Origin of the sequence: Bradyrhizobium sp. C-145 (assembly GCF_023375135.1) — a bacterium.
Lineage (GTDB): Bacteria > Pseudomonadota > Alphaproteobacteria > Rhizobiales > Xanthobacteraceae > Bradyrhizobium > Bradyrhizobium zhanjiangense.
Map to the genome: position 1 here is coordinate 5,590,610 of NZ_CP088150.1, position 19,855 is coordinate 5,610,464.

The 19,855-nt window shown below is 63.8% G+C and carries 21 protein-coding genes and 1 riboswitch; of the genes, 11 read left to right on the forward strand and 10 right to left on the reverse strand.

Features of this window, described 5'->3' with window-relative positions; all coding sequences use genetic code 11:
- Positions 1 to 162: 162 nt before the first annotated feature.
- Entirely contained in the window at positions 163 to 1,377 is a 1,215-nt protein-coding gene (locus LRP30_RS26475; protein ID WP_091889082.1) for an NADP-dependent isocitrate dehydrogenase, read from the forward strand.
- A gap of 155 nt (positions 1,378 to 1,532) precedes the next feature.
- Positions 1,533 to 2,033 carry a DUF3455 domain-containing protein gene (locus LRP30_RS26480; protein WP_249756681.1) on the forward strand — a complete coding sequence of 167 codons (501 nt, stop codon included), beginning with the start codon at positions 1,533 to 1,535 and terminating at the stop codon, positions 2,031 to 2,033.
- Between the two features lie 16 nt (positions 2,034 to 2,049).
- Here LRP30_RS26480 and LRP30_RS26485 read toward each other — a convergent pair whose 3' ends face one another.
- Positions 2,050 to 3,282 carry a cyclic nucleotide-gated ion channel gene (locus LRP30_RS26485; RefSeq protein WP_249756682.1) on the reverse strand — a complete coding sequence of 411 codons (1,233 nt, stop codon included), beginning with the start codon at positions 3,280 to 3,282 and terminating at the stop codon, positions 2,050 to 2,052.
- Positions 3,283 to 3,288: 6 nt separating this feature from the next.
- Positions 3,289 to 5,967: an alanine--tRNA ligase gene (gene alaS / locus LRP30_RS26490; RefSeq protein ID WP_249756683.1), complete on the reverse strand. Its 2,679-nt coding sequence runs from the start codon at positions 5,965 to 5,967 to the stop codon at positions 3,289 to 3,291.
- Between the two features lie 232 nt (positions 5,968 to 6,199).
- Positions 6,200 to 6,290, forward strand: a riboswitch (glycine riboswitch).
- Between the two features lie 165 nt (positions 6,291 to 6,455).
- On the opposite strand from alaS, the gene gcvT reads away from it, so the two are divergent.
- The 3 genes from gcvT to gcvP all read left to right on the forward strand — a co-directional run bounded on the left by gcvT (position 6,456) and on the right by gcvP (position 11,012).
- Positions 6,456 to 7,604 (forward strand): glycine cleavage system aminomethyltransferase GcvT, encoded by a 1,149-nt coding sequence (gcvT, locus tag LRP30_RS26495; RefSeq protein WP_249756684.1) that lies wholly within the window; start codon positions 6,456 to 6,458, stop codon positions 7,602 to 7,604.
- Positions 7,605 to 7,614: 10 nt separating this feature from the next.
- Positions 7,615 to 7,983 carry a glycine cleavage system protein GcvH gene (gene gcvH / locus LRP30_RS26500; protein ID WP_091889091.1) on the forward strand — a complete coding sequence of 123 codons (369 nt, stop codon included), beginning with the start codon at positions 7,615 to 7,617 and terminating at the stop codon, positions 7,981 to 7,983.
- A gap of 161 nt (positions 7,984 to 8,144) precedes the next feature.
- A complete protein-coding gene (gene gcvP, locus LRP30_RS26505) occupies positions 8,145 to 11,012 on the forward strand; it encodes an aminomethyl-transferring glycine dehydrogenase (protein ID WP_164940191.1) in 2,868 nt (955 codons plus the stop codon).
- A 143-nt stretch (positions 11,013 to 11,155) separates the two neighbouring features.
- On the opposite strand, the gene LRP30_RS26510 is transcribed toward gcvP, so the two are convergent.
- From LRP30_RS26510 to recA, 5 genes are all read right to left on the reverse strand, one after another.
- A complete protein-coding gene (locus LRP30_RS26510) occupies positions 11,156 to 11,434 on the reverse strand; it encodes a hypothetical protein (RefSeq protein WP_245473425.1) in 279 nt (92 codons plus the stop codon).
- 19 nt (positions 11,435 to 11,453) lie between these two features.
- Entirely contained in the window at positions 11,454 to 12,128 is a 675-nt protein-coding gene (locus tag LRP30_RS26515) for a hypothetical protein (RefSeq protein WP_245473424.1), read from the reverse strand.
- A gap of 301 nt (positions 12,129 to 12,429) precedes the next feature.
- Complete coding sequence (locus LRP30_RS26520; protein WP_249756685.1) at positions 12,430 to 13,335, reverse strand: hypothetical protein; 906 nt, start codon at positions 13,333 to 13,335, stop codon at positions 12,430 to 12,432.
- A gap of 66 nt (positions 13,336 to 13,401) precedes the next feature.
- Positions 13,402 to 13,767: a hypothetical protein gene (locus LRP30_RS26525; RefSeq protein WP_245473423.1), complete on the reverse strand. Its 366-nt coding sequence runs from the start codon at positions 13,765 to 13,767 to the stop codon at positions 13,402 to 13,404.
- 105 nt (positions 13,768 to 13,872) lie between these two features.
- On the reverse strand, positions 13,873 to 14,958 hold the full coding sequence (recA, locus tag LRP30_RS26530) for a recombinase RecA (RefSeq protein ID WP_128932875.1): 1,086 nt from the start codon (positions 14,956 to 14,958) through the stop codon (positions 13,873 to 13,875).
- A gap of 374 nt (positions 14,959 to 15,332) precedes the next feature.
- On the opposite strand from recA, the gene LRP30_RS26535 reads away from it, so the two are divergent.
- Both LRP30_RS26535 and LRP30_RS26540 read left to right on the forward strand, forming a co-directional pair.
- Entirely contained in the window at positions 15,333 to 15,524 is a 192-nt protein-coding gene (locus LRP30_RS26535; RefSeq protein ID WP_128938709.1) for a hypothetical protein, read from the forward strand.
- 578 nt (positions 15,525 to 16,102) lie between these two features.
- The gene (locus LRP30_RS26540; protein ID WP_164934493.1) at positions 16,103 to 16,270 is read left to right on the forward strand and encodes a hypothetical protein; all 168 of its coding nucleotides are present in this window, start codon (positions 16,103 to 16,105) and stop codon (positions 16,268 to 16,270) included.
- Between the two features lie 790 nt (positions 16,271 to 17,060).
- Here LRP30_RS26540 and LRP30_RS26545 read toward each other — a convergent pair.
- Positions 17,061 to 17,366 (reverse strand): DUF2798 domain-containing protein, encoded by a 306-nt coding sequence (locus LRP30_RS26545; protein ID WP_245473427.1) that lies wholly within the window; start codon positions 17,364 to 17,366, stop codon positions 17,061 to 17,063.
- Positions 17,367 to 17,628: 262 nt separating this feature from the next.
- On the opposite strand from LRP30_RS26545, the gene LRP30_RS26550 reads away from it, so the two are divergent.
- Positions 17,629 to 17,817 (forward strand): hypothetical protein, encoded by a 189-nt coding sequence (locus tag LRP30_RS26550; RefSeq protein ID WP_091889179.1) that lies wholly within the window; start codon positions 17,629 to 17,631, stop codon positions 17,815 to 17,817.
- Between the two features lie 162 nt (positions 17,818 to 17,979).
- Positions 17,980 to 18,225: a hypothetical protein gene (locus LRP30_RS26555; RefSeq protein WP_128932872.1), complete on the forward strand. Its 246-nt coding sequence runs from the start codon at positions 17,980 to 17,982 to the stop codon at positions 18,223 to 18,225.
- 97 nt (positions 18,226 to 18,322) lie between these two features.
- Here LRP30_RS26555 and LRP30_RS26560 read toward each other — a convergent pair whose 3' ends face one another.
- Entirely contained in the window at positions 18,323 to 18,577 is a 255-nt protein-coding gene (locus LRP30_RS26560; protein ID WP_164940180.1) for a hypothetical protein, read from the reverse strand.
- 99 nt (positions 18,578 to 18,676) lie between these two features.
- Entirely contained in the window at positions 18,677 to 18,970 is a 294-nt protein-coding gene (locus tag LRP30_RS26565) for a hypothetical protein (RefSeq protein ID WP_128956109.1), read from the reverse strand.
- A 123-nt stretch (positions 18,971 to 19,093) separates the two neighbouring features.
- Between LRP30_RS26565 and LRP30_RS26570 the strand changes: the two genes are divergently transcribed.
- Both LRP30_RS26570 and LRP30_RS26575 read left to right on the forward strand, forming a co-directional pair.
- Complete coding sequence (locus LRP30_RS26570) at positions 19,094 to 19,303, forward strand: hypothetical protein (RefSeq protein WP_164939634.1); 210 nt, start codon at positions 19,094 to 19,096, stop codon at positions 19,301 to 19,303.
- 37 nt (positions 19,304 to 19,340) lie between these two features.
- On the forward strand, positions 19,341 to 19,805 hold the full coding sequence (locus tag LRP30_RS26575) for a PaaI family thioesterase (protein ID WP_128956108.1): 465 nt from the start codon (positions 19,341 to 19,343) through the stop codon (positions 19,803 to 19,805).
- The last annotated feature ends 50 nt before the right edge of the window (positions 19,806 to 19,855 follow it).

Sequence of the window (19,855 nt, forward strand, 5' to 3'; positions counted from 1 at the left end):
CCGGGCCCGGCCGAGGGCGGGCTGCCGCTGCCCGTCTGCGGAAGCTGGATGAGCTAAAAGTGCATAATCCCTTGGCTTTCGCCCGCCGCGCGGCGGTGCTAAGAGGCGCCGGATATTCCCATGGCGCACCACAAGCGCCGTTCCCAAGAGGCTTCCCCGATCATGGCAAAAATCAAGGTATCCAATCCCGTCGTCGAACTCGATGGCGACGAGATGACCCGGATCATCTGGCAGTACATCAAGGACAAGCTGATCACTCCGTTCCTGGATGTCGAGCTGCTCTATTTCGACCTGGGCATGGAGCACCGCGACCACACCAACGATCAGGTCACCATCGACGCCGCCGAGGCCATCAAGAAGGTCGGCGTCGGCGTCAAGTGCGCCACCATCACCCCGGATGAAGCCCGGGTGAAGGAGTTCAACCTCAAGCAGATGTGGAAGTCGCCGAACGGCACCATCCGCAACATCCTCGGCGGCTGCATCTTCCGCGAGCCGATCATCTGCAAGAACGTGCCGCGCCTGGTTCCCGGCTGGACCAAGCCGATCATCATCGGCCGCCACGCCTATGGCGACCAGTACCGCGCCACCGATTTCAAGTTCCCCGGCAAGGGCACCCTGTCGATGAAGTTCGTCGGCGAGGACGGCACCGTGATCGAGAAGGAAGTGTTCAAGGCCCCCGATGCCGGCGTCGCGATGGGAATGTACAATCTCGACGACTCCATCATCGACTTCGCCCGCGCCTCCTTCAATTACGGCCTGCTGCGCGGTTATCCGGTCTATCTGTCGACCAAGAATACGATCCTGAAGGTCTATGACGGCCGCTTCAAGGACATCTTCCAGGACATCTTCGACCGCGAGTTCAAGAAGGAGTTCGACGCCAAGGGCCTGACCTACGAGCACCGCCTGATCGACGACATGGTGGCCTCGGCGCTGAAATGGTCCGGCGGCTATGTCTGGGCCTGTAAGAACTACGACGGCGACGTGCAGTCCGACACGGTCGCGCAGGGCTACGGCTCGCTCGGCCTGATGACTTCGGTGCTGCTCACCCCGGACGGCAAGACGGTCGAAGCCGAGGCTGCCCACGGCACGGTGACCCGCCACTACCGCGAGCACCAGAAGGGCAAGGAGACCTCGACCAACTCGATCGCGTCGATCTTCGCCTGGACGCGTGGCCTGTCGCATCGCGCCAAGCTCGACAACAATGCCGAGCTCGCCAAGTTCGCAAACACGCTTGAGAAGGTCTGCGTCGACACCGTCGAGGCCGGCTACATGACCAAGGACCTTGCGCTCCTGGTCGGCGCCGACCAGCGCTGGCTCTCGACCACCGGCTTCCTCGACAAGGTCGCCGAGAACCTGACCAAGGCGCTGGCGGCGTAAGCTGCCAACTCCACGCGTCATTGCGAGCGTAGCGAAGCAATCCAGAATCTCTCCGGGGAAACAGTCTGGATTGCTTCGTCGCATCAGCGCAAAATTGCTCCGCAATTTTGTCGCGAGCTCCTCGCAATGACGACACATGCACCCAAAGTAGCATCATGCCGTCCCTCAAGAGCCTTGCATTCGTGGCCTTCGCGCTGACCAGCACGTCCGCGCTCGCCGCCGAGCCTCTTCCGGCGGCCATCGCCGCACCGGGCGAGAGCGTCGTGCTCAGCGTGCACGCCGAGGGCGCGCAGGTCTATGAGTGCAAGGCCGGCACCGACGGCAAGCTCGCCTGGACCTTCCGCGAGCCGATCGCGACGCTTCTCGCGGACGGCAAGACCATCGGCCGCCACTATGCCGGCCCGAACTGGGAGCATGCCGACGGCAGCGCGGTGGTCGGCAAGGCCATCGGCAATGCGCCGGGCGCAACGGCGAGTGATATCCCCTGGCTGAAGCTGGAAGTGACCGCTCACCGCGGCAGCGGCGTGCTGACGCACGTGACCACGGTCCAGCGCATCAACACCCGTGGCGGCAAGCTCGACGGCGCTTGCGACAGGGCTGGCGAGTTCAGGAGCGTGCCCTACTCCGCCGAGTATGTTTTCCTGAAGAAGGGCTAACCCGCGGCGGACCTCGTCAGCGCGCCTTGCCCCCATCTTCCTTCTCCGCCTGCGCCAGCTCCGCCGCGGCGAGATCGCCGGTGTCGGCGAGCCTCGCTTTCGCAGTGTTGTGGACGTGGGCGGCCAGCGTCGGCATGCGCGCGATCAGCGCGTGGAAATCCTGGGCGTCGAGCACGAGCAGCCTGGTCTTGCGCGTCGCCGTCACCGTGCCGCTGCGTTTTGTTTTGTGCAAGAGCGCGATCTCGCCAAAGAAGGTGCCGTCGGCAAGCCGCACCTCCTGGCTCGGCAGCGCGATCTCGACCTCGCCGGCGGTGATGAAATACATCGAGGAGGCGACATCGCCCCGCCGCACCAGGATCTCGCCCTGCTCGATGGTGCGTGCCCTGAGCAGCCGCATGATGTCGGCGATCTCGGCGGCCGACAAATGCGAGAATAGCGGCACCCGCGCCAGCATGCCCCAGGTGACGACGAAATCGCGCCGCTTCACCTCTTCGGCAAAGGCGGTGGAGATGATCGCGACCGGCAGCGCGATCATGGCGAAGCCGCTGACGATGGCGAAGGTGGAGACAAACTTGCCGAGCGGCGTCACCGGCACGACATCGCCATAGCCGACGGTGCCGAGCGTCACGATCGCCCACCACATCGCCTGCGGGATGGTGCCGAGCTTGTCCGGCTGCACGTCGCGCTCGATGGCGTAGAGCAGCGAAGCAAAGGTCAAGACCACGCCGACCAGGATGACGATGCAGCCGATCAGCGCGCGCCGCTCGGCATGCACGGCGGCAAGCAGCGAGCGCATCGCCGGCGAATAGCGGATCAGCTTGAAGAACGGCAGTACGCCGAGAGCTGCCAGCGTCGCATGCCGGCCCGTGGCCAGCACGATCGCTGCGGGGAGGAACGCCATGAGGTCGATGATACCGAGCGCGGAGAAGGCGTAGCCGAGCCGGTCGGACAGCGCGGACGCCTTGCGCTGCGTGTGGCCGGCCACGGTCCACAGCCGCGCCGCATATTCCAGCGCGAACACGATCACGGACAGGATGGTGATGCCTGCGAACAGCGTGCCGAATTGCGCGTCCAGCTCAGGCACCGAGGCGAGGATCATCGCCGCCACGTTGATCACGATGACGCCGATGATCACCTGGATGAAGCGCGACCCGACCGAATAGGCGAGCGGATCGTGCTCCAGCAATTCGAAGAGGCGATCCCTCAAATCGGGATCGCGAAGCCCACGTCCTCGCGGAACGGGGGACATGGGGCTTTAAGCGCCTGCCATCGCTTTTTCGATCGCCGAGAGCGCCGCGGCCGCATTGGCGCCGTCAGGGCCGCCGGCCTGGGCCATGTCGGGCCGGCCGCCGCCGCCCTTGCCGCCGAGCGCTTCGGAGGCGATGCGCACCAAATTCACGGCGTTGAAGCGCGCGGTGAGATCCTGCGTGACGCCGACCACGACGCCGGCCTTGCCGTCCTCGGTGACGCCGACGATGGCGACGACGCCGGAGCCGATCTGCTTCTTGCCGTCGTCCGCAAGGCTCTTGAGATCCTTCATCTCGATGCCCTCGACGGCACGCGCCATCAGCTTGACGCCGCCGGCTTCGCGCACGCCTGCCGCCGCGCCGTTGCTGGACGACGCACCGCCGCCCATTGCCAGCTTCTTGCGCGCGTCGGAGAGCTCGCGCTCGAGCTTCTTGCGCTCCTCCATCAGCGCCGTGATGCGCGCCGGCACGTCGTCGATGGACGTGCGCAGCTCGTTCGCCGCGGTCTTGGCCAGCGCCATGGTGTCATTGGCGTGCTTGCGCGCATAATTGCCGGTCAGCGCCTCGATGCGGCGAACGCCGGAGGCGACCGCGCTCTCGCTCGTGAGCGTGATCAGGCCGATGTCGCCGGTGCGCCTCACATGGGTGCCGCCGCAGAGCTCGACCGACCAGCCGAGCGCGTTGGCGCCGCGCTCGCGCGCGGTCCTGCCCATGGAAACGACGCGGACCTCGTCGCCATATTTCTCGCCGAACAGGGCGCGCGCCCCCGCCTCACGGGCTTCATCGACACCCATGATACGCGTGGTGACCTCGTCGTTCTCCAGCACCACGTCGTTGGCGATGTCCTCGATGCGGGACAGCTCCTCCGCCGTGATCGGCTTCGGATGCACGAAGTCGAAGCGCAGGCGGTCGGGCGCGACCAGCGAGCCGCGCTGCGCGATGTGATCGCCGAGCACCTGACGCAGCGCCTCGTGGATGAGATGCGTCGCCGAGTGATGGGCGCGGATCGAAGAACGACGCCCATGATCGACCTCGAGCTGGAGCGCGGTGCCGAGCTTCACTTCGCCGCTCTCGACCGTGCCGATGTGGACGAAGAGATCGCCAAGCTTCTTCTGCGTGTCGGTGATGCGGACCTTGATGCCGCCCTCCCCGAGCAGCACGCCGGTATCGCCGACCTGGCCGCCGGATTCCGCGTAGAACGGCGTCTGGTTCAGCACCAGCGCACCGGTCTCGCCGGCCTTGAGGCTGTCTGCCTCCTTGCCGTCCTTGACCAGCGCCGCGACCACGCCTTCGGCGCTTTCGGTCTCGTAGCCGAGGAATTCGGTCGCACCCAGCTTCTCGCGCAGCGGGAACCAGATCGCCTCGGAAGCCGCTTCGCCCGACCCCTTCCACGACTCGCGCGCCTTGGACTTCTGGCGCTCCATTGCATCGGAGAAGGCCGCCTGGTCGACGCCGATGCCGCGCGACTTCAGCGCGTCCTGCGTCAGGTCCAGCGGGAAGCCGTAGGTGTCGTAGAGTGTGAAGGCGACGTCGCCATCGAACATGTCGCCCTTCTTCAGGCCCGCACTCTTTTCGTCGAGGATGGCAAGGCCCCGCGCGAGAGTTTTGCGGAAGCGGGTCTCTTCCAGCCGCAGCGTTTCCTCGATCAAATTCTCCGCGCGCATCAGCTCGGGGTAGGCCTGGCCCATCTCGCGCACCAGCGCCCAAACCAAGCGGTGCATCAGCGGCTCTTTCGCGCCAAGCAGCTGCGCATGGCGCATCGCGCGGCGCATGATCCGGCGCAGCACATAGCCGCGGCCTTCGTTCGAGGGCAGCACGCCGTCGGAGACGAGGAAGGCCGAGGAGCGCAAATGGTCGGCGATGACGCGGAACGAGGCGGCGTTCTGCTTGGTCGGGCCGGCGCCGAGCGCGGAGGCCGTCGCATCGATCAGATTGCGGAACAGGTCGGTCTCGAACACGCTCTCGACGCCCTGGAGGATGCAGGCCATGCGCTCCAGGCCCATGCCGGTGTCGATCGAGGGACGCGGCAAGCCTACGCGCTCTTCCTTCGTCACCTGCTCGTACTGCATGAACACGAGATTCCAGAATTCGAGGAAGCGGTCGCCATCCTCTTCCGGCGAGCCCGGAGGCCCGCCCCAGATGTGCTCGCCGCGGTCGATGAAGATCTCCGAGCACGGGCCGCACGGGCCGGTGTCGCCCATCGCCCAGAAATTGTCCGAGGTCGGAATCCGGATGATGCGGTCGTCGGAGAAGCCGGCGATCTTCTTCCACAGGCCGGCCGCCTCGTCGTCGGTGTGATAGACCGTGACGAGCAGCTTGTCCTTCTTCAGCCCGAACTCGGCAGTGATCAGCTTCCAGGCGAGTTCGATCGCGCGCTCCTTGAAATAGTCGCCGAACGAGAAGTTGCCGAGCATCTCGAAGAAGGTGAGATGGCGCGCGGTGTAGCCGACATTGTCGAGATCGTTGTGCTTGCCTCCGGCGCGCACGCATTTCTGCGACGTGGTGGCGCGCTGATAGGGCCGCTTCTCGACGCCGGTGAAGACGTTCTTGAACTGCACCATGCCGGCATTGGTGAACATCAGGGTCGGGTCGTTGCGCGGCACCAGTGGCGAGGACGGCACGATCTCGTGGCCGTTCTCGGCAAAGAAGTTCAGAAAGGTCGACCTGATCTCGTTGACGCCGCTCATGTTCATCCAATCGGGTGTGCTTGGACCCGCACTTCTCGCCATAAAAACCGGACGTTAAGGCTGATATCTGCGGGCCAAAGCGCTTTTAGACAAGGCCAGCTTCGCTGTCCAGAAACTGTGCAAGCAGATCAGTGGGTTGCCGCCGCGCAATCCCGTAGCAATCCCGGTTGAAAGCCGAAGCCGCCGCGTTGACAGGCTTGGCCGCTCTGTGGTCTTTACCTATCTATATCGTACGGCCACGTCGGGAGAGATCGGCTTTAGGCAGCCGGCGCCGAAGGAGCAACCGCCCCGGAAACTCTCAGGCAAAAGGACCGCGTGGCTTTGACGACATCTGGAAAGAGGCGCCGACGGGCAAATACCTTCTCTGAGAAGGGGTGGCCCGGATAGCGTCCGCCGACGGGATAATACTCTCAGGCACAGCGACAGATGGGGCTTCGACTGGTTGCTCCCGGGGAATCTCCCCCGGGGAACCGCCGAGGGCCCCTGTGATGCTTCCACCCGACGACCACGCCCCCCTCAGACGAACGCCCCTTTACGACATTCATGTGTCGCTTGGCGGCAAGATGGTGCCGTTCGCGGGCTATGACATGCCCGTGCAATACCCCGCGGGCGTCCTGAAGGAACATCTCCATACCCGCGCCTCTGCCGGCCTGTTCGACGTCTCCCACATGGGCCAGATCGCACTTCGGCCGAAGTCCGGCAGGGTCGAGGACGCCGCCCGCGCGCTGGAACGGCTGGTGCCGCAGGATATCCTTGCGATTGCACCGGGCCGGCAGCGCTATGCCCAGTTCACCAATGCGGATGGCGGTATCCTCGACGACCTGATGGTCGCCAATTTCGGCGATCACCTGTTCCTGGTCGTCAACGCCGCCTGCAAGGACGCGGACGAGGCGCATCTGCGCGCGCATCTCTCCGGCGACTGCGTCATCGATTCGCTTGCCGACCGCGCGCTGATCGCGCTCCAGGGCCCGAAGGCGGAATCGGCGCTGGCGAAATTGTGTGCAGCGGCGCCCTCCATGACATTCATGGACGCCGGCCCTCACGAGGTCGCCGGCCTGCCCTGTTTCGTCTCGCGCTCGGGCTATACCGGCGAGGACGGGTTCGAGATTTCTGTTCCCGCTGGCGATGCCGAGCGTCTCGCCAAGACGCTGCTCGAAAACCCCGACGTGATGCCGATCGGGCTTGGCGCCCGCGACAGCCTGCGGCTCGAGGCCGGCCTCTGCCTCTACGGCCACGACATCGACACCACGACCACGCCGGTCGAGGCCGCGCTGGAATGGTCGGTGCAAAAGAGCCGCCGCACCGGCGGGATGCGCCCCGGCGGCTTCCCCGGCGCTGATGCGATCCTCGCTCATTTCGATAAAGGCGCCAACCGCCGCCGCGTCGGCCTGCGCGCCGAGGGGCGCGCGCCGGTGCGCGAGGGCGCGCTGCTGTTTGCGGATGCGACGGCGGGCGAGCCGATCGGAAAGGTCACATCGGGCGGCTTCGGCCCGAGCCTGAACGCGCCGGTGGCGATGGGCTACGTGCCCACGAGCCAGAGCGCGCCCGGCACCAAGCTGTTCGCCGAAGTGCGCGGCCAGCGCCTGCCTTTGCAGGTCGCCGCCATGCCCTTCGTCAAAAACACCTACAAACGCTGAGGATTCGACAATGACCACGACGCTGTACACCTCCGACCATGAATGGCTCGCCATCGAGGGCGACGTCGCCACCGTCGGCATCACCGACTACGCGCAGCAGCAGCTCGGCGACGTCGTGTTCGTCGAACTGCCCAAGCTCGGCCGCGTGCTGAAGAAGGCGGAAGCTGCCGCCGTCGTGGAATCCGTCAAGGCCGCCTCCGACGTCTATGCCCCGGTCTCGGGGGAGGTGCTCGAGATCAACCCCGCACTCGCCGCCGAGCCGGCGCTGGTGAACTCGGATGCGCAGGGCGCGGCCTGGTTCTTCAAGATCAAGATCGCCGACAAAAGCGAGCTCGGCGGCCTCATGGATGAAGCTGCGTACAAGGCCCATACGGCGTGAGATGAAGCGAACTGTAACCTCATTCTCGATGTCATCGTCCGCGAAGGCGGACGATCCAGTACGCCGCAGCTTCTCGGTTCAATTCCCGCTGCCGGTGACTACTGGATGCCCCGCCTTCGCGGGGCATGACGGCGTCAGATGATTAAAGCGAGGACCCAATGATGACCGCGCACCGCAAATCCAATGGCGACATCGCAACCAGCTTCGTTCGCCGCCACATCGGCCCCTCGGCAGGCGACGTCACCGCGATGCTCGAGGCGGTCAGCGCCAAGAGCGTCGAAGCGCTGATGGCGGAGACGCTGCCGGCCTCGATCCGGCAGGCCGCCCCGCTCGATCTCGGCAAGCCATTGAGCGAAACAGAGGCGATTGCGCATATGGCCGAGCTGGCGCGGCAGAACCAGGTCTTCACCTCGCTGATCGGCCAAGGCTATTCCGGCACGATCCTGCCCGCGGTGATCCAGCGCAACATCCTCGAAAATCCGGCCTGGTACACGGCGTATACGCCCTACCAGCCCGAGATCAGCCAGGGCCGCCTGGAAGCGCTGCTCAACTTCCAGACCATGATCTGCGATCTCACCGGTCTCGACGTTGCCAACGCTTCGCTGCTGGATGAGGCGACCGCGGCGGCCGAAGCCATGGCGCTGGCCGAGCGGCACTCGCAGGTGAAGGCAAAGGCGTTCTTCGTCGACAAAGACGTGCATCCGCAGACGCTCGCGGTGATGCGCACCCGCGCCGAGCCGCTGGGCTGGAATTTGATCGTCGGCGACCCCGTCACCGATCTCGCTAAGAGCGACGTGCTTGGTGCGCTGCTGCAATATCCGGGCTCTTCGGGCGCGGTGCGGAACTTGCGGCCCGCGATCGCGGCGCTGAAGGCCAAGGGCGCGCTGGCGATCATTGCCGCTGACCTGCTGGCACTGACGCTGCTCGCCTCGCCCGGCGAGCTGGGCGCCGACATCGCAATCGGCTCCGCGCAGCGCTTTGGCGTGCCGATGGGCTATGGCGGACCGCACGCGGCCTATATGGCGGTGCGCGATGCGCTCAAGCGCTCGCTGCCCGGCCGCATTGTCGGCCTCTCCGTGGATTCGCGCGGTGCACCGGCCTATCGCCTGGCGCTGCAAACTCGCGAGCAGCACATCCGCCGCGAGAAGGCGACCTCCAACATCTGCACCGCGCAGGTGTTGCTCGCCGTGATCGCCTCGATGTATGCGATCTATCATGGCCCCGAGGGCTTGATGCAGATCGCGCGCAACGTGCACCGCCGCGCCGCGGTGCTCGCGAGCGGCCTGCGCAAGCTCGGCTTTGCGCTCCAGTCGGACAGCTTCTTCGACACGCTCAGCGTCGATGCCGGCGCCAAGCGCGCCGAGATCGTCGCGCGCGCCGCTGCCGAAAAGATCAATCTTGGAATCGGCGATAGCGGCTTGCGCATCGCGCTCGACGAGACCACGACGCCTGCAACGGTGGAAGCGGTCTGGCGCGCCTTCGGCGGCAACCTCGCCTATGCCGAGATCGACGCCGAGACGCGCGAGGCGCTGCCGGACGAGTTGAAGCGCACCACCGCGTTCCTCACCCATCCGGTGTTCCACGCGCATCGCTCGGAGACCGAGATGCTGCGCTACATGCGCAAGCTCAGTGATCGCGACCTCGCGCTCGACCGCGCCATGATTCCGCTTGGCTCCTGCACCATGAAGCTGAACGCGACCACCGAGATGATGCCGCTGACCTGGCCGGAGTTTGCGACGCTGCATCCGTTCGTTCCGCGCGAGCAGGCCGCCGGCTATCACGCACTGTTCGCGCGGCTTGAAAAGTGGCTGTGCGACATCACCGGCTATGACGCGATCTCGCTGCAGCCGAATTCGGGCGCGCAGGGCGAATATGCCGGCCTGCTCGCAATCCGTGGCTATCACGCGTCGCGCGGACAGAGCCAGCGCAAGATCTGCCTGATCCCCTCCTCCGCCCATGGCACCAACCCAGCTTCGGCCGCGATGGTCGGGATGGACGTGGTGGTGGTCGCTTGCGAGAAGAACGGCGACGTCGATGTCAACGATCTCCGCGCCAAGGCGGAAAAGCATTCGGACGATCTCGCCGCTGTCATGATCACCTATCCCTCGACCCATGGCGTGTTCGAGGAGCACATCAGCGAGATCTGCGACATCGTGCACGGCCATGGCGGCCAGGTGTACCTCGACGGCGCCAACCTCAACGCACAGGTCGGCCTTAGCAGGCCCGGCGATTACGGCGCCGACGTCAGCCACCTCAATTTGCACAAGACCTTCTGCATTCCGCATGGCGGCGGCGGCCCCGGCATGGGCCCGATCGGCGTAAGAGCGCATCTCGCCCCGTTCCTCCCCGGCCATCCCGCAACAAAGGCGGACGCCCCGGTCGGCCCGGTCTCGGCCGCGCCGTTCGGCTCGGCCTCGATCCTCACCATCTCCTACATCTACATCTTGATGATGGGCGGTGAAGGCCTGAAGCGTGCGACCGAGATCGCGATCCTCAACGCCAATTACATCGCAGCGCGCCTCGATCCGCACTTCCCGGTGCTCTACAAGAACGCCAAGGGCCGCGTCGCCCATGAATGCATCGTCGACCCCCGTCCGCTGAAGACGACGTCGGGCGTCACGGTGGACGACATCGCAAAACGCCTGATCGATTACGGCTTCCACGCGCCGACCATGAGCTTCCCGGTGCCGGGCACGCTGATGATCGAGCCGACCGAATCGGAATCGAAGGCCGAGCTGGACCGGTTCTGCGACGCCATGATCGCGATCCGGAAAGAAATCGCCGAGGTCGAAGCTGGTCGCTTCAAAATCGAGGCCTCGCCCTTGCGCCACGCTCCGCACACCGTGCACGACATCGCGGATGATGCGTGGAATCGCGCCTATACCCGTGCCGAGGGCTGCTTCCCCGACGGCGTCTCGCGTACCGACAAATATTGGAGCCCGGTCGGGCGCGTCGACAATGTCTACGGCGACCGCAACCTCGTATGCTCCTGCCCGCCGGTGAGCGATTACGCGGAAGCGGCGGAGTAAGACGCGACGGAGGTCTCGTAGGGTGGGCAAAGCGGCTTGTCCGCCGTAGCTCGAAGAGCGAAGGCGGAAGCGTGCCCACCACCTTGCCTTTATTGAAACATGGTGGGCACGGCGCTTGCGCGCCTTTGCCCACCCTACGGCACTTACGGCGCGATCAACGAGCGGGTCTCGGCGTCCCAGCGCCAGAGCCGTTCGTTGGTCAGTTCGGTACCGCCCCACCAACGTTTGATCGTGTTGTGATGCCACATGTCGTCTTCGCGCGCGACAAGTGAACGTCCAAGTTCAGTCAGCGTGACCTTCCACTCGCTCTCGCCGCGGTAGCGGGCCTCATTGTCGAACGACGGATCGCCCAGCAGGACGGGCGGTGCCGAATGTTGCGCCAGTTCGATCAAAGCATCGCTCGCTTCGCCATCTTCGAGCACATCACGAAGCCACCTCGCCTCACAGACGCGCTTTGGCCCGGTGCCCGTCGTTCACAAAGTCCAGCATGTCCATTTCGCTGGCTCCGAGCCCCGTCAACCTGTCCGGAAGCTCTTCAAGCATCGCAATGAGCGCCGATCGAAGTCTCGGCAGGATCATCAGATCCGTCATCAGCAGATCGAAACAGGGTTCTGGCGTCGACGCCCGATAGGCCCGCCAGGCGCGGCTTGCCGTCATCAAATGATTGTCGACCACCTTGAAGGCCGGCAGCTTCCATTTTGCGACCGATTGCGGAGCATAGTTCGCAACAATGTCATCCGTATGCACCAAGCTCAGCTTCGTCGTGATCTCCTTGTAGGGGCGAAGAAGGTCGAGCAGCCAGACGAGCACAAGCTGATCATTGGGCAGGGGATCGACCCATACTTCGATTGAGTCGAACTTCGCACACAGCTCAAAGAAACCGATATCGCGCGTGCCGAAACCTTCCAGCGAGCCGCGACAAACGTCGTCGAGCCAATGATCGCCTGGATTACGGTGCTTTTCCGATCGCCGCTCCAGCCCCATCAAAAGTTGCTCCTCGGAAGGTAATTTCCCCGAGACGAAGCGTAGACAGAATCCGAGCGCGATGTTCGCCGCACCCGATTGGCGAAGCGTGTTTGCCGCAAGATCGTTCGTGGCCAGGATCAGATGTGACACGATCGCATCTCAAATTGATACGTAATACAGGGGCACTTTTGCCGAAAGATCAAGGGGACGACGACCATGTCAGCACGACCGGCATAGGTGAGACCAACGCCGGACGAACTGGTCAAGATCACACGCTTCATAGCCCCGGCGTCCTACTCCAAAAACGAGACACGATCGCGTCTTAAATTGATTACCCAACACTCTGAGCGATACGCATTAAACCGGCGGGACCAATAAGCGGCTTTCGCGATCCCACCGCCAGAGCCGTTCGGTGGTGACAAGCGTGCCGCCCCACCAGCGCGCGATCGGATTATGGCGGCAGAAATTCCTCATCGCCTGCCAGCACCGCCTTCCCCAGATCTGTAAGCGACAAGCGGGATTGCTTGTATCGTGCGTGACGGAGAGCATCGTCATGCATGTCGAGCGAGAATGGCCCCTCGTCCAGCCCTGCTACGGCCGGCACCGGACATCGCGCGAGCCCATCAAGCAGCGCGCCCACTTCCCAGTAGTCGAATACGCGACGCTCGTTGGGCTTCTGATGGCCTGGGAAGGCATCGAAGGGCTGCACGTTGCCTGGTGCGATCAACCCAAGAATCCGCATCTCAGTGGCTCCGAGACCAGTGGCAACGCTCGGAAGCTCTTCGAGCAGGTCAACGGCGCCCCGCTCAAGCTGCGGAAGCAAACTCAAATCCGTTTTGAGAAGGCCGAACCAATCCTGCGGCGTCGGCGCACGATAGGCCCGCCACGCACGAGCTGCGATTTCAAGGTGATCGGGCGTGAGCTCAACAATCGGCGGGTTCAGCTTGGCAAGCCGCTCCAGATCGACACGACCAACGGCAATGTCCAGCTGACGTATCACGAGTTTGGAAACCGCCGCTCTTTCATTGCCGCAATGGTCGAGCAACCAGAGCAGAATCAATTGCGCATTCGGCTCTGGCCCCATCCACAATTCGGCCGAGTCGCATTCCGACAGCAGCTCGATCAGTCCACGGTCTTTCACTCCCGACCCTTCGAGACGCCAGGACGGCGTGTTGTCCAACCAATGAAGACCGCAAGGCTGCGTCGTGCGCGGCGCAAAGAAAGCCCCCAATTCCTCATCGGACGGCAGCGGCCCCCAGATGAGCCGGCGCTCGATCGCGATGACGAGATCGGCAAGGTCCGCGCGTAGCAGAGCGCCGGCAGCGGATGAATCTGTTGTCACGATGAGCCGCGTCATCCTCGCAGCCTCACGGTTTCGTCAAACCGAGGCCGTACCGCCACAGGCGATCGCCCCTCATCACGATCAGATCGTCCGCCACAAGGCGTTTTGCGCCGGCCCGGAATGAGATCTGAGGTGATCGAGCAACCAAATCAGTTGCAACTGATCTTCGGGACTCGGGTCGAACCAGAGTTCGATCGCATCGTAGGGTTCGCAGAACTCGATAAGGGACAAATCCTTGCGGTTTCGGATGGCACTAGGCCAGCGGATGCCCCAGTCGGACCAGTGATCACCGGGTGAAAGCGTCTCCGAACGCGCCGCAAAATAGGCCGCAAGCATTTCAGGTGAAGGCAAGGGTCCCCACTGAAAAGAAAACGCAACGACAATTTCGGCCAATCCCGATTTGGCGAGCCCAAATCCGGACGAACTGGTCAAGATCAGACGCTTCATCGCGGACGCATCCCACCCCACCCCAAAACGAAACGGGCACCGAAGACGTCGGCAACTCAACGTCCTCAGCGCCCGCTCCTCGCGAAATCTCTACTGCTTTAAGGCTTACTCCGCCGGCTCCTCGCCGTCGGCGTCGCGCTCCGGGGTGCCGGCGAGAATCTGCTCGGCGATCAGGCCGGAGTTCTGGCGGATCGAGGTCTCGATCTTGGCGGTGATGTCGGGGTTGCCCTTCAAGAACGCCTTGGCGTTCTCGCGGCCCTGGCCGAGGCGCTGGCTGTCATAGGAGAACCAGGCGCCGGACTTCTCGACGATGCCGGCCTTGACGCCGAGATCGAGGATCTCGCCCATCTTGGAGACGCCCTCGCCATACATGATGTCGAACTCGACCTGCTTGAACGGCGGCGCCAGCTTGTTCTTCACCACCTTCACGCGCGTGGTGTTGCCGACGACTTCGTCGCGCTCCTTGATCGCGCCGATGCGGCGGATGTCGAGGCGGACGGAGGCGTAGAATTTCAGCGCGTTGCCGCCGGTCGTAGTCTCGGGCGAACCGTACATCACACCGATCTTCATGCGGATCTGGTTGATGAAGATCACCATCGTGTTGGACTTGTTGATGGAGGCCGTGAGCTTGCGCAGCGCCTGGCTCATCAGGCGGGCTTGCAGGCCCGGCAGCGCATCGCCCATTTCGCCCTCGAGCTCGGCCTTCGGCACCAGCGCTGCAACCGAATCGACCACCAGCACGTCGACCGCGCCGGAGCGCACCAAGGTGTCGCAAATTTCCAACGCCTGCTCGCCGGTGTCGGGCTGCGAGATCAGCAGCTCGTCAATGTTGACGCCGAGCTTGCGGGCATAGACCGGATCGAGCGCGTGCTCGGCATCGATGAAGGCGCAGATGCCGCCCTTCTTCTGCGCTTCCGCCACCGTATGCAGCGCCAGCGTGGTCTTGCCCGACGATTCCGGCCCGTAGATCTCGACGATGCGTCCCTTGGGCAGGCCGCCGATGCCGAGCGCGATATCGAGCCCGAGCGAGCCCGAGGACACCGCCTCGATGTCCATGGAGCGGTCGCTCTTGCCGAGCTTCATCACCGATCCCTTGCCGAACTGGCGCTCGATCTGAGAGAGCGCGGCAGCCAGGGCTTTACTCTTGTCCATGGAAGATCCTTCGACGATACGCAGGGCAGTGGCGGACATTGGGTCGTGCTCCTTATGGCGAGGATTCGCTAGGGGGACAAACGATTGAGAGGGCGGGCCGGCGATAAAAATAATGTACCCCATTTGTTCTCGGTTCGCAATATGTTCTTTGCGGCTGTCCCAATCCCCTTGCTCGTGCCTGAATCGAAAAGGGGCCGCCCTTCAGCGACCCCTTTGCCGGTTGCAATCTCGTTTCGGGATGAAATTCCAGCCCCGGCGGGAGGCACCGTACCGGTGTCCAGATGCCAAGTGGATTCCGGGCAACTACCGTTCGTAGCACTGTCCTAATTGGCGTTTCGCGGCTTGAAATGCTACGTTTTGTAACGCTAATATACGTAGCGTTATATTTCGTACCCTTTAATCCAGGAGGCGTGATGAAATCGGTTCTCAAGATCGTTGTGGCCCTGGCCATCTTCGTCGGCTCGGCCTCGACGCAAGCGCAGACATCGAACACTCCGATCTCATCGGGCGCTCCGAAAGTCGGTGCAAAAATTACGAAGAAATCGCAATTGCACGACGGTTGCCACAGCCGGTACGCGCAGATGCTTGGCAAGCCCTGCCACTAAAGCGCGATAAGTATGACGAAGCATCGTCATCGCGCTTTAGGTTATTGGTTGAGCATGATCTTTTCGGAAAACCGCTGCACACTTTTCCGGATCATGCTCTAGCAGCGCGATGAGATGACGAAGCATCGTCATCGCGCTTTCGATTATTGTTTGAGCATGATCTCCGCGCAAACGCGGTCCACCTTTGTCGCGAGGAAAAACCGCTGCACGCTTTGCGCCAACGCGGCCCTTCGGGTCCGGATCATGCTCTAGCATGCCAGCAGATGAAGCCGCCGAGGGCCGCCTCGGCGGCCTCTTTCGTTTCACGCCATGCTTGGAATCATTCCTGCGAGATCGGGTGAGCGCGATCGTCGCTTTCGTCGGCGCGCGCGTCCTGATTCAGACGTGCACGCGCATTTGCCCTCGGCATGAACGCTGTGAGCGTCTGCTCTGCCACGATGGGATCCTCGTCCGAAGCTGGCGCGCATCAAAGACGCAGGGCCCAAGCGCCGTCATAAATCCTTAATCCTGAGGCACCGAACCTTTTCGCGGTCTGTGGCCTTCTTCGGGATGGGACCGCAACTCTGGGGACCCCTGGCATGACTGAAGACACACACCACGGCGCCATCAGGCGCAACCACCTCCTGGAGGCCGCGCAGGAGGAGATGATCAAGTTCGAGCGCAAGGAAAACGAGTTTCGCAAGAAGGACCGTGACGAGCGCGCCGCCGAGCTGCGGTTGCCTCTCGGCGAGATCAAGGTCCACTAAGGCCCACGACGGCGAGCGGTAGCGCCCGGGCACGTTGCAGAACCTGACCGCCGCGAGCGGCCGCCGTTGACCGCGCGGGAATCTAGCATCGCGCGCCGGGATACCCTTGGCTGAGCATCCCGCGTGATTATGGTATCTAAATACTTCCAGTAAGCCATTGATGGAATGACGAAATCGCCTCACAGCCTACTGTGCATGGGGTTGTTTTCCTCCTTTTTGAAAGATTTGGTGCCCATTCACCATCGGCGAAGCGCGCCGGCGCGGAGCTCCGGCCGCCTCCCCGCACCTGCGCTTGATGCCGCCTTACAGCAGCGCCAGCAGCACGAGGCCGATCACCAGCACGACGAAGCCAGCCGCCGTCGCGGCGGCGAAAGACCGCTCTACGTTATCCATGATGCCACCCCGTTGCCGCCGCGCCACGTTTCCCCCATGGCTGCGCCGGACGGTGTGGAATCTTGCCGACCCGTGTGTCGCCAGTTGTGCGGCCGGATGTCGAAATTGGGACGGGCGCGAGGCCAGTCTGCGGCCCGCGCGATCGCGACTTGCACAGACACCGTCAGGCGCGTGTAAGCCTGATCGCCTAGTCTCGTCGTGCCCGGTGGACCAACACCGGGTCTCCATACCCAGCCGACGACCCCGCTCCCCGCGAGCGGGGTTTTCTGTTTGCGGGCATGGACGAACGCGGCGCGACGAACGGGACGCCGGCCCCCGCTCCGCTTTGGTCCCCTGTCAGGCTGACGTAAGTCGAACCAGTTAGGGTCTCTTGGCTATGGTGTTGCAGCCCAGCACCTCAGCCTCCAACAACTCTTTGCCCCGCTTGGCTCTCCCCAGGCGGGGTTTTTTCATAGCTACCGGTTCGCAGGTCCCGCTCCTCCCGCGTCAGCCACAGCGAGACGGCGCGGATCGCGGGCGCCGCCAGCAGCACGATCGGCAGCATCGCGGCCCACGCGATCAGCCACGACACCATCCAGTGCCCGAGGAAGACCATCGCGCTGCCTGCGGGAAGGCTGGCGATGCCTGCCGCGATCAGCGAGGTCAGTCCAGACTGGATAATGCCGAAGACGAAGTGAGAGTAGCGGCGGGGAATGCCGAGCATGAGGCGCCCATGGTTGCTTGCCGTCATCGGGCCAAGCAAGGCCCATGCCGTCGCGCGCGGATTGCTCCGTGGTTCTCCGACCATGAACAGAGTTCCGGGGCGGCGCGCAAGCGGCGCCGAATCCGACCTCGTTTGCTTCGGAATGCGCGCCCTCGCGGTTTCCGTCAACGGTCCGGGACTTATCGACAGATTTCACTTGTCGCGGGCATATGATGACGCCCAACATGTTACGGGCATGGAAGGTGAATCGTGGGAGGTGACCATGAATCACAGGGGCGTCGAGTTCACCGTCGCCAAGACGGCCGTTCCGGGAATTTGGCAGTGGCAGTTCCGAATCGGCGACCAAATCAAGACCGGCAGAACTGAGACGAAGATCGACCTCTTGGCGATCCGGCGGGTGCAGCTGCGTATCGACCGCGAGCTGAAGGCCATCGAGCGCAAGACGGCCTGAGCAAGACGGCCTGAACCCGCCCGTCTGGGTGAGATCAGCGGCGGCGCAGCGCCCCAGGGGATTTATCCCGTAGCCGCCCGGAATTGATCTGATCGAGGTTTGGGATTGCACTACGCGCCCGTGGCCTTGGGGTTGGGCCGTCACGCGTGATCGGTGCCAGCCATGCCGCTCTACTTCTTTCGAATCCGGAACGGCCGTTATTCCGGCTGCGCGGACCAGGCAAGCGAATTTGACGATCGCGATTCGGCCTGGAAGGAGATGACCAGCGTCTGCGCCGACATGGCCGCCGGCATCGCCCGCAAGCTCCAGCAAAATTCCGAATGGCACATGGAGCTGCTGGACGAGGCCAAGGAGCCCGTATTCCGGATCCGCATCGTCGCAGAAACGATCGAAAAGGTGAGACCCTAAAGCGCGATGCGATTAGGACGAATCGTCATCACCCTTTAGGCTCTTGTTTGAGCATGATCTTTCCGGAAATCCGCTGCACACTTTTCCGGATCATGCTCTAATCCGCGCTGGGCAACCGCCGCATGGTGAATTCGATGTCGCCACCGGGCAATTCGCGCCAGGTCTCGACCGCGCTCATATAGCCGGCCTTGGGGTAGCGGGCGAAGAAGGCCTCCGCCCTTGCCCGTGCCGCTGCGCGCGGCAGCGTGAAGGTCTCGCGCAGATAGCCGTCGCCGGTCGCATGATCCGGCTTGCCGCCCATCTTGCGCCGGCGCGCCATCCGTTCGGCGAGATCCCGCGGACGATCGGCCATGTCCCGTCCTCCTCTACGCAATACTCTCTTGCGAGATGTAGGAGGCCGGCAGGGCAAAGAGGAGTCCCACCCGGAGGCCCGCCCCCGGGCGGTGGCAGGTCAATTGGCGGCTGTGCCGGATTTCTTCTTCGACGCGCTGGTCGCGGCCGAGGCCTTCGGCGCCGCCGATTGTTTCGGCGGATCGGCGCGCATGCCGCCCCAGGGATCGTTGGACGCCTTGGAGTCCGGAATCTTCTTCAGCGTTTCCTTGTAGGCCTTTTCACGCTCGGCGTCCGCGGCCTTCTCCTCGGGGGTCTTGCCCGGGCCTTCCTGCAGCAAATTGAGATTGGGCATTTGCGCGTAGGCCGGTCCCGCCAGCACGGCCAGCACCGCGGCCAAACGGAAAAGCTTCATCATCCACTCCTTGATCATCCATGAAGCGCGGATCGCCCGCGCCTCGTCATCCTTGTCGCGGCCGACCGCGACCTCAGCGCCGCCTGGCCGCTAGAGCCGGTCCGATCTGCACGATTTCGGCGCATGCAGCCAGTCGTCCCAGATCGGGCCGCATTTGGTGCACCCGTTCAGCGCAAGGCCGAGCGCAGCCAGACAAAAGACCAGGACACATCGACGCAACATCATCCACCCGTACCCAAGCGCGCCATCATATCGGGCGAAGTCGGGCATTTTCAAGCCGAAGAGACCGGCGCCAGACCGGGTGACTTTGCCGCGCCGATGCGCGCAGAATGAGGCGAAACATCCGGCCATAATGGAGGGAACGACAGCAATGCAAACGCAGCCAGACGCCGAGTTCGGCATCACTGACGCCAAACGCATCCTCGGCGAGGTCTTTGCGCCCTGGGTCCAGGATCTCGACCTCTCGATCGAGCGCATCGAGCACGCACAGCCAGCGGATGCGCCGGACTGGCAGCCGGGTGCCCTGCTGCGCATGCCGTTTTCGGAACGGCTGTGCCGGAACGGCGGCGTGGTCTGCGGCCAGGCGCTGATGGCGCTCGCCGACACCGCGATGGTGATCGCGATCCTCGCCGCCAACCGCGGCTATCGTCCGATGACCACGGTCGACCAGACCACGCATTTCATGCGCGCAGCCTCCTCCTCGGACGTGCTGGCGGACGCGCGCGTGGTGCGGCTCGGGCGCACCATGAGCTTTGGCCGCGTCACGCTGCTCTCGGCCTCCGACAACAAGCCGATTGCGATGGTGTCGAGCGCGTTCGCGATGCTGCCGGGGTGACCGTGCTACGAAAAGAAGAGAGCCGCGGTAGCGCCAGGCGCACCGCGGCT

What these genes read in the sequence shown, in the direction of transcription:
- LRP30_RS26555 (WP_128932872.1), top strand. Translation starts at nt 17,980, where the DNA reads ATGCCGCTCTACTTCTTTCGAATCCGGAACGGCCGTTATTCCGGCTGC.
- gcvT (WP_249756684.1), top strand. Translation starts at nt 6,456, where the DNA reads ATGCTTCCACCCGACGACCACGCCCCCCTCAGACGAACGCCCCTTTAC.
- LRP30_RS26570 (WP_164939634.1), top strand. Translation starts at nt 19,094, where the DNA reads ATGCAGCCAGTCGTCCCAGATCGGGCCGCATTTGGTGCACCCGTTCAG.
- LRP30_RS26525 (WP_245473423.1), bottom strand. Translation starts at nt 13,767, where the DNA reads ATGAAGCGTCTGATCTTGACCAGTTCGTCCGGATTTGGGCTCGCCAAA.
- LRP30_RS26565 (WP_128956109.1), bottom strand. Translation starts at nt 18,970, where the DNA reads ATGAAGCTTTTCCGTTTGGCCGCGGTGCTGGCCGTGCTGGCGGGACCG.
- LRP30_RS26485 (WP_249756682.1), bottom strand. Translation starts at nt 3,282, where the DNA reads ATGTCCCCCGTTCCGCGAGGACGTGGGCTTCGCGATCCCGATTTGAGG.
- LRP30_RS26480 (WP_249756681.1), top strand. Translation starts at nt 1,533, where the DNA reads ATGCCGTCCCTCAAGAGCCTTGCATTCGTGGCCTTCGCGCTGACCAGC.
- LRP30_RS26540 (WP_164934493.1), top strand. Translation starts at nt 16,103, where the DNA reads ATGACTGAAGACACACACCACGGCGCCATCAGGCGCAACCACCTCCTG.
- LRP30_RS26560 (WP_164940180.1), bottom strand. Translation starts at nt 18,577, where the DNA reads ATGGCCGATCGTCCGCGGGATCTCGCCGAACGGATGGCGCGCCGGCGC.
- LRP30_RS26550 (WP_091889179.1), top strand. Translation starts at nt 17,629, where the DNA reads ATGAATCACAGGGGCGTCGAGTTCACCGTCGCCAAGACGGCCGTTCCG.
- alaS (WP_249756683.1), bottom strand. Translation starts at nt 5,967, where the DNA reads ATGAGCGGCGTCAACGAGATCAGGTCGACCTTTCTGAACTTCTTTGCC.
- recA (WP_128932875.1), bottom strand. Translation starts at nt 14,958, where the DNA reads ATGTCCGCCACTGCCCTGCGTATCGTCGAAGGATCTTCCATGGACAAG.
- LRP30_RS26475 (WP_091889082.1), top strand. Translation starts at nt 163, where the DNA reads ATGGCAAAAATCAAGGTATCCAATCCCGTCGTCGAACTCGATGGCGAC.
- gcvP (WP_164940191.1), top strand. Translation starts at nt 8,145, where the DNA reads ATGACCGCGCACCGCAAATCCAATGGCGACATCGCAACCAGCTTCGTT.
- LRP30_RS26520 (WP_249756685.1), bottom strand. Translation starts at nt 13,335, where the DNA reads ATGACGCGGCTCATCGTGACAACAGATTCATCCGCTGCCGGCGCTCTG.
- gcvH (WP_091889091.1), top strand. Translation starts at nt 7,615, where the DNA reads ATGACCACGACGCTGTACACCTCCGACCATGAATGGCTCGCCATCGAG.
- LRP30_RS26575 (WP_128956108.1), top strand. Translation starts at nt 19,341, where the DNA reads ATGCAAACGCAGCCAGACGCCGAGTTCGGCATCACTGACGCCAAACGC.
- LRP30_RS26535 (WP_128938709.1), top strand. Translation starts at nt 15,333, where the DNA reads ATGAAATCGGTTCTCAAGATCGTTGTGGCCCTGGCCATCTTCGTCGGC.
- LRP30_RS26545 (WP_245473427.1), bottom strand. Translation starts at nt 17,366, where the DNA reads ATGCTCGGCATTCCCCGCCGCTACTCTCACTTCGTCTTCGGCATTATC.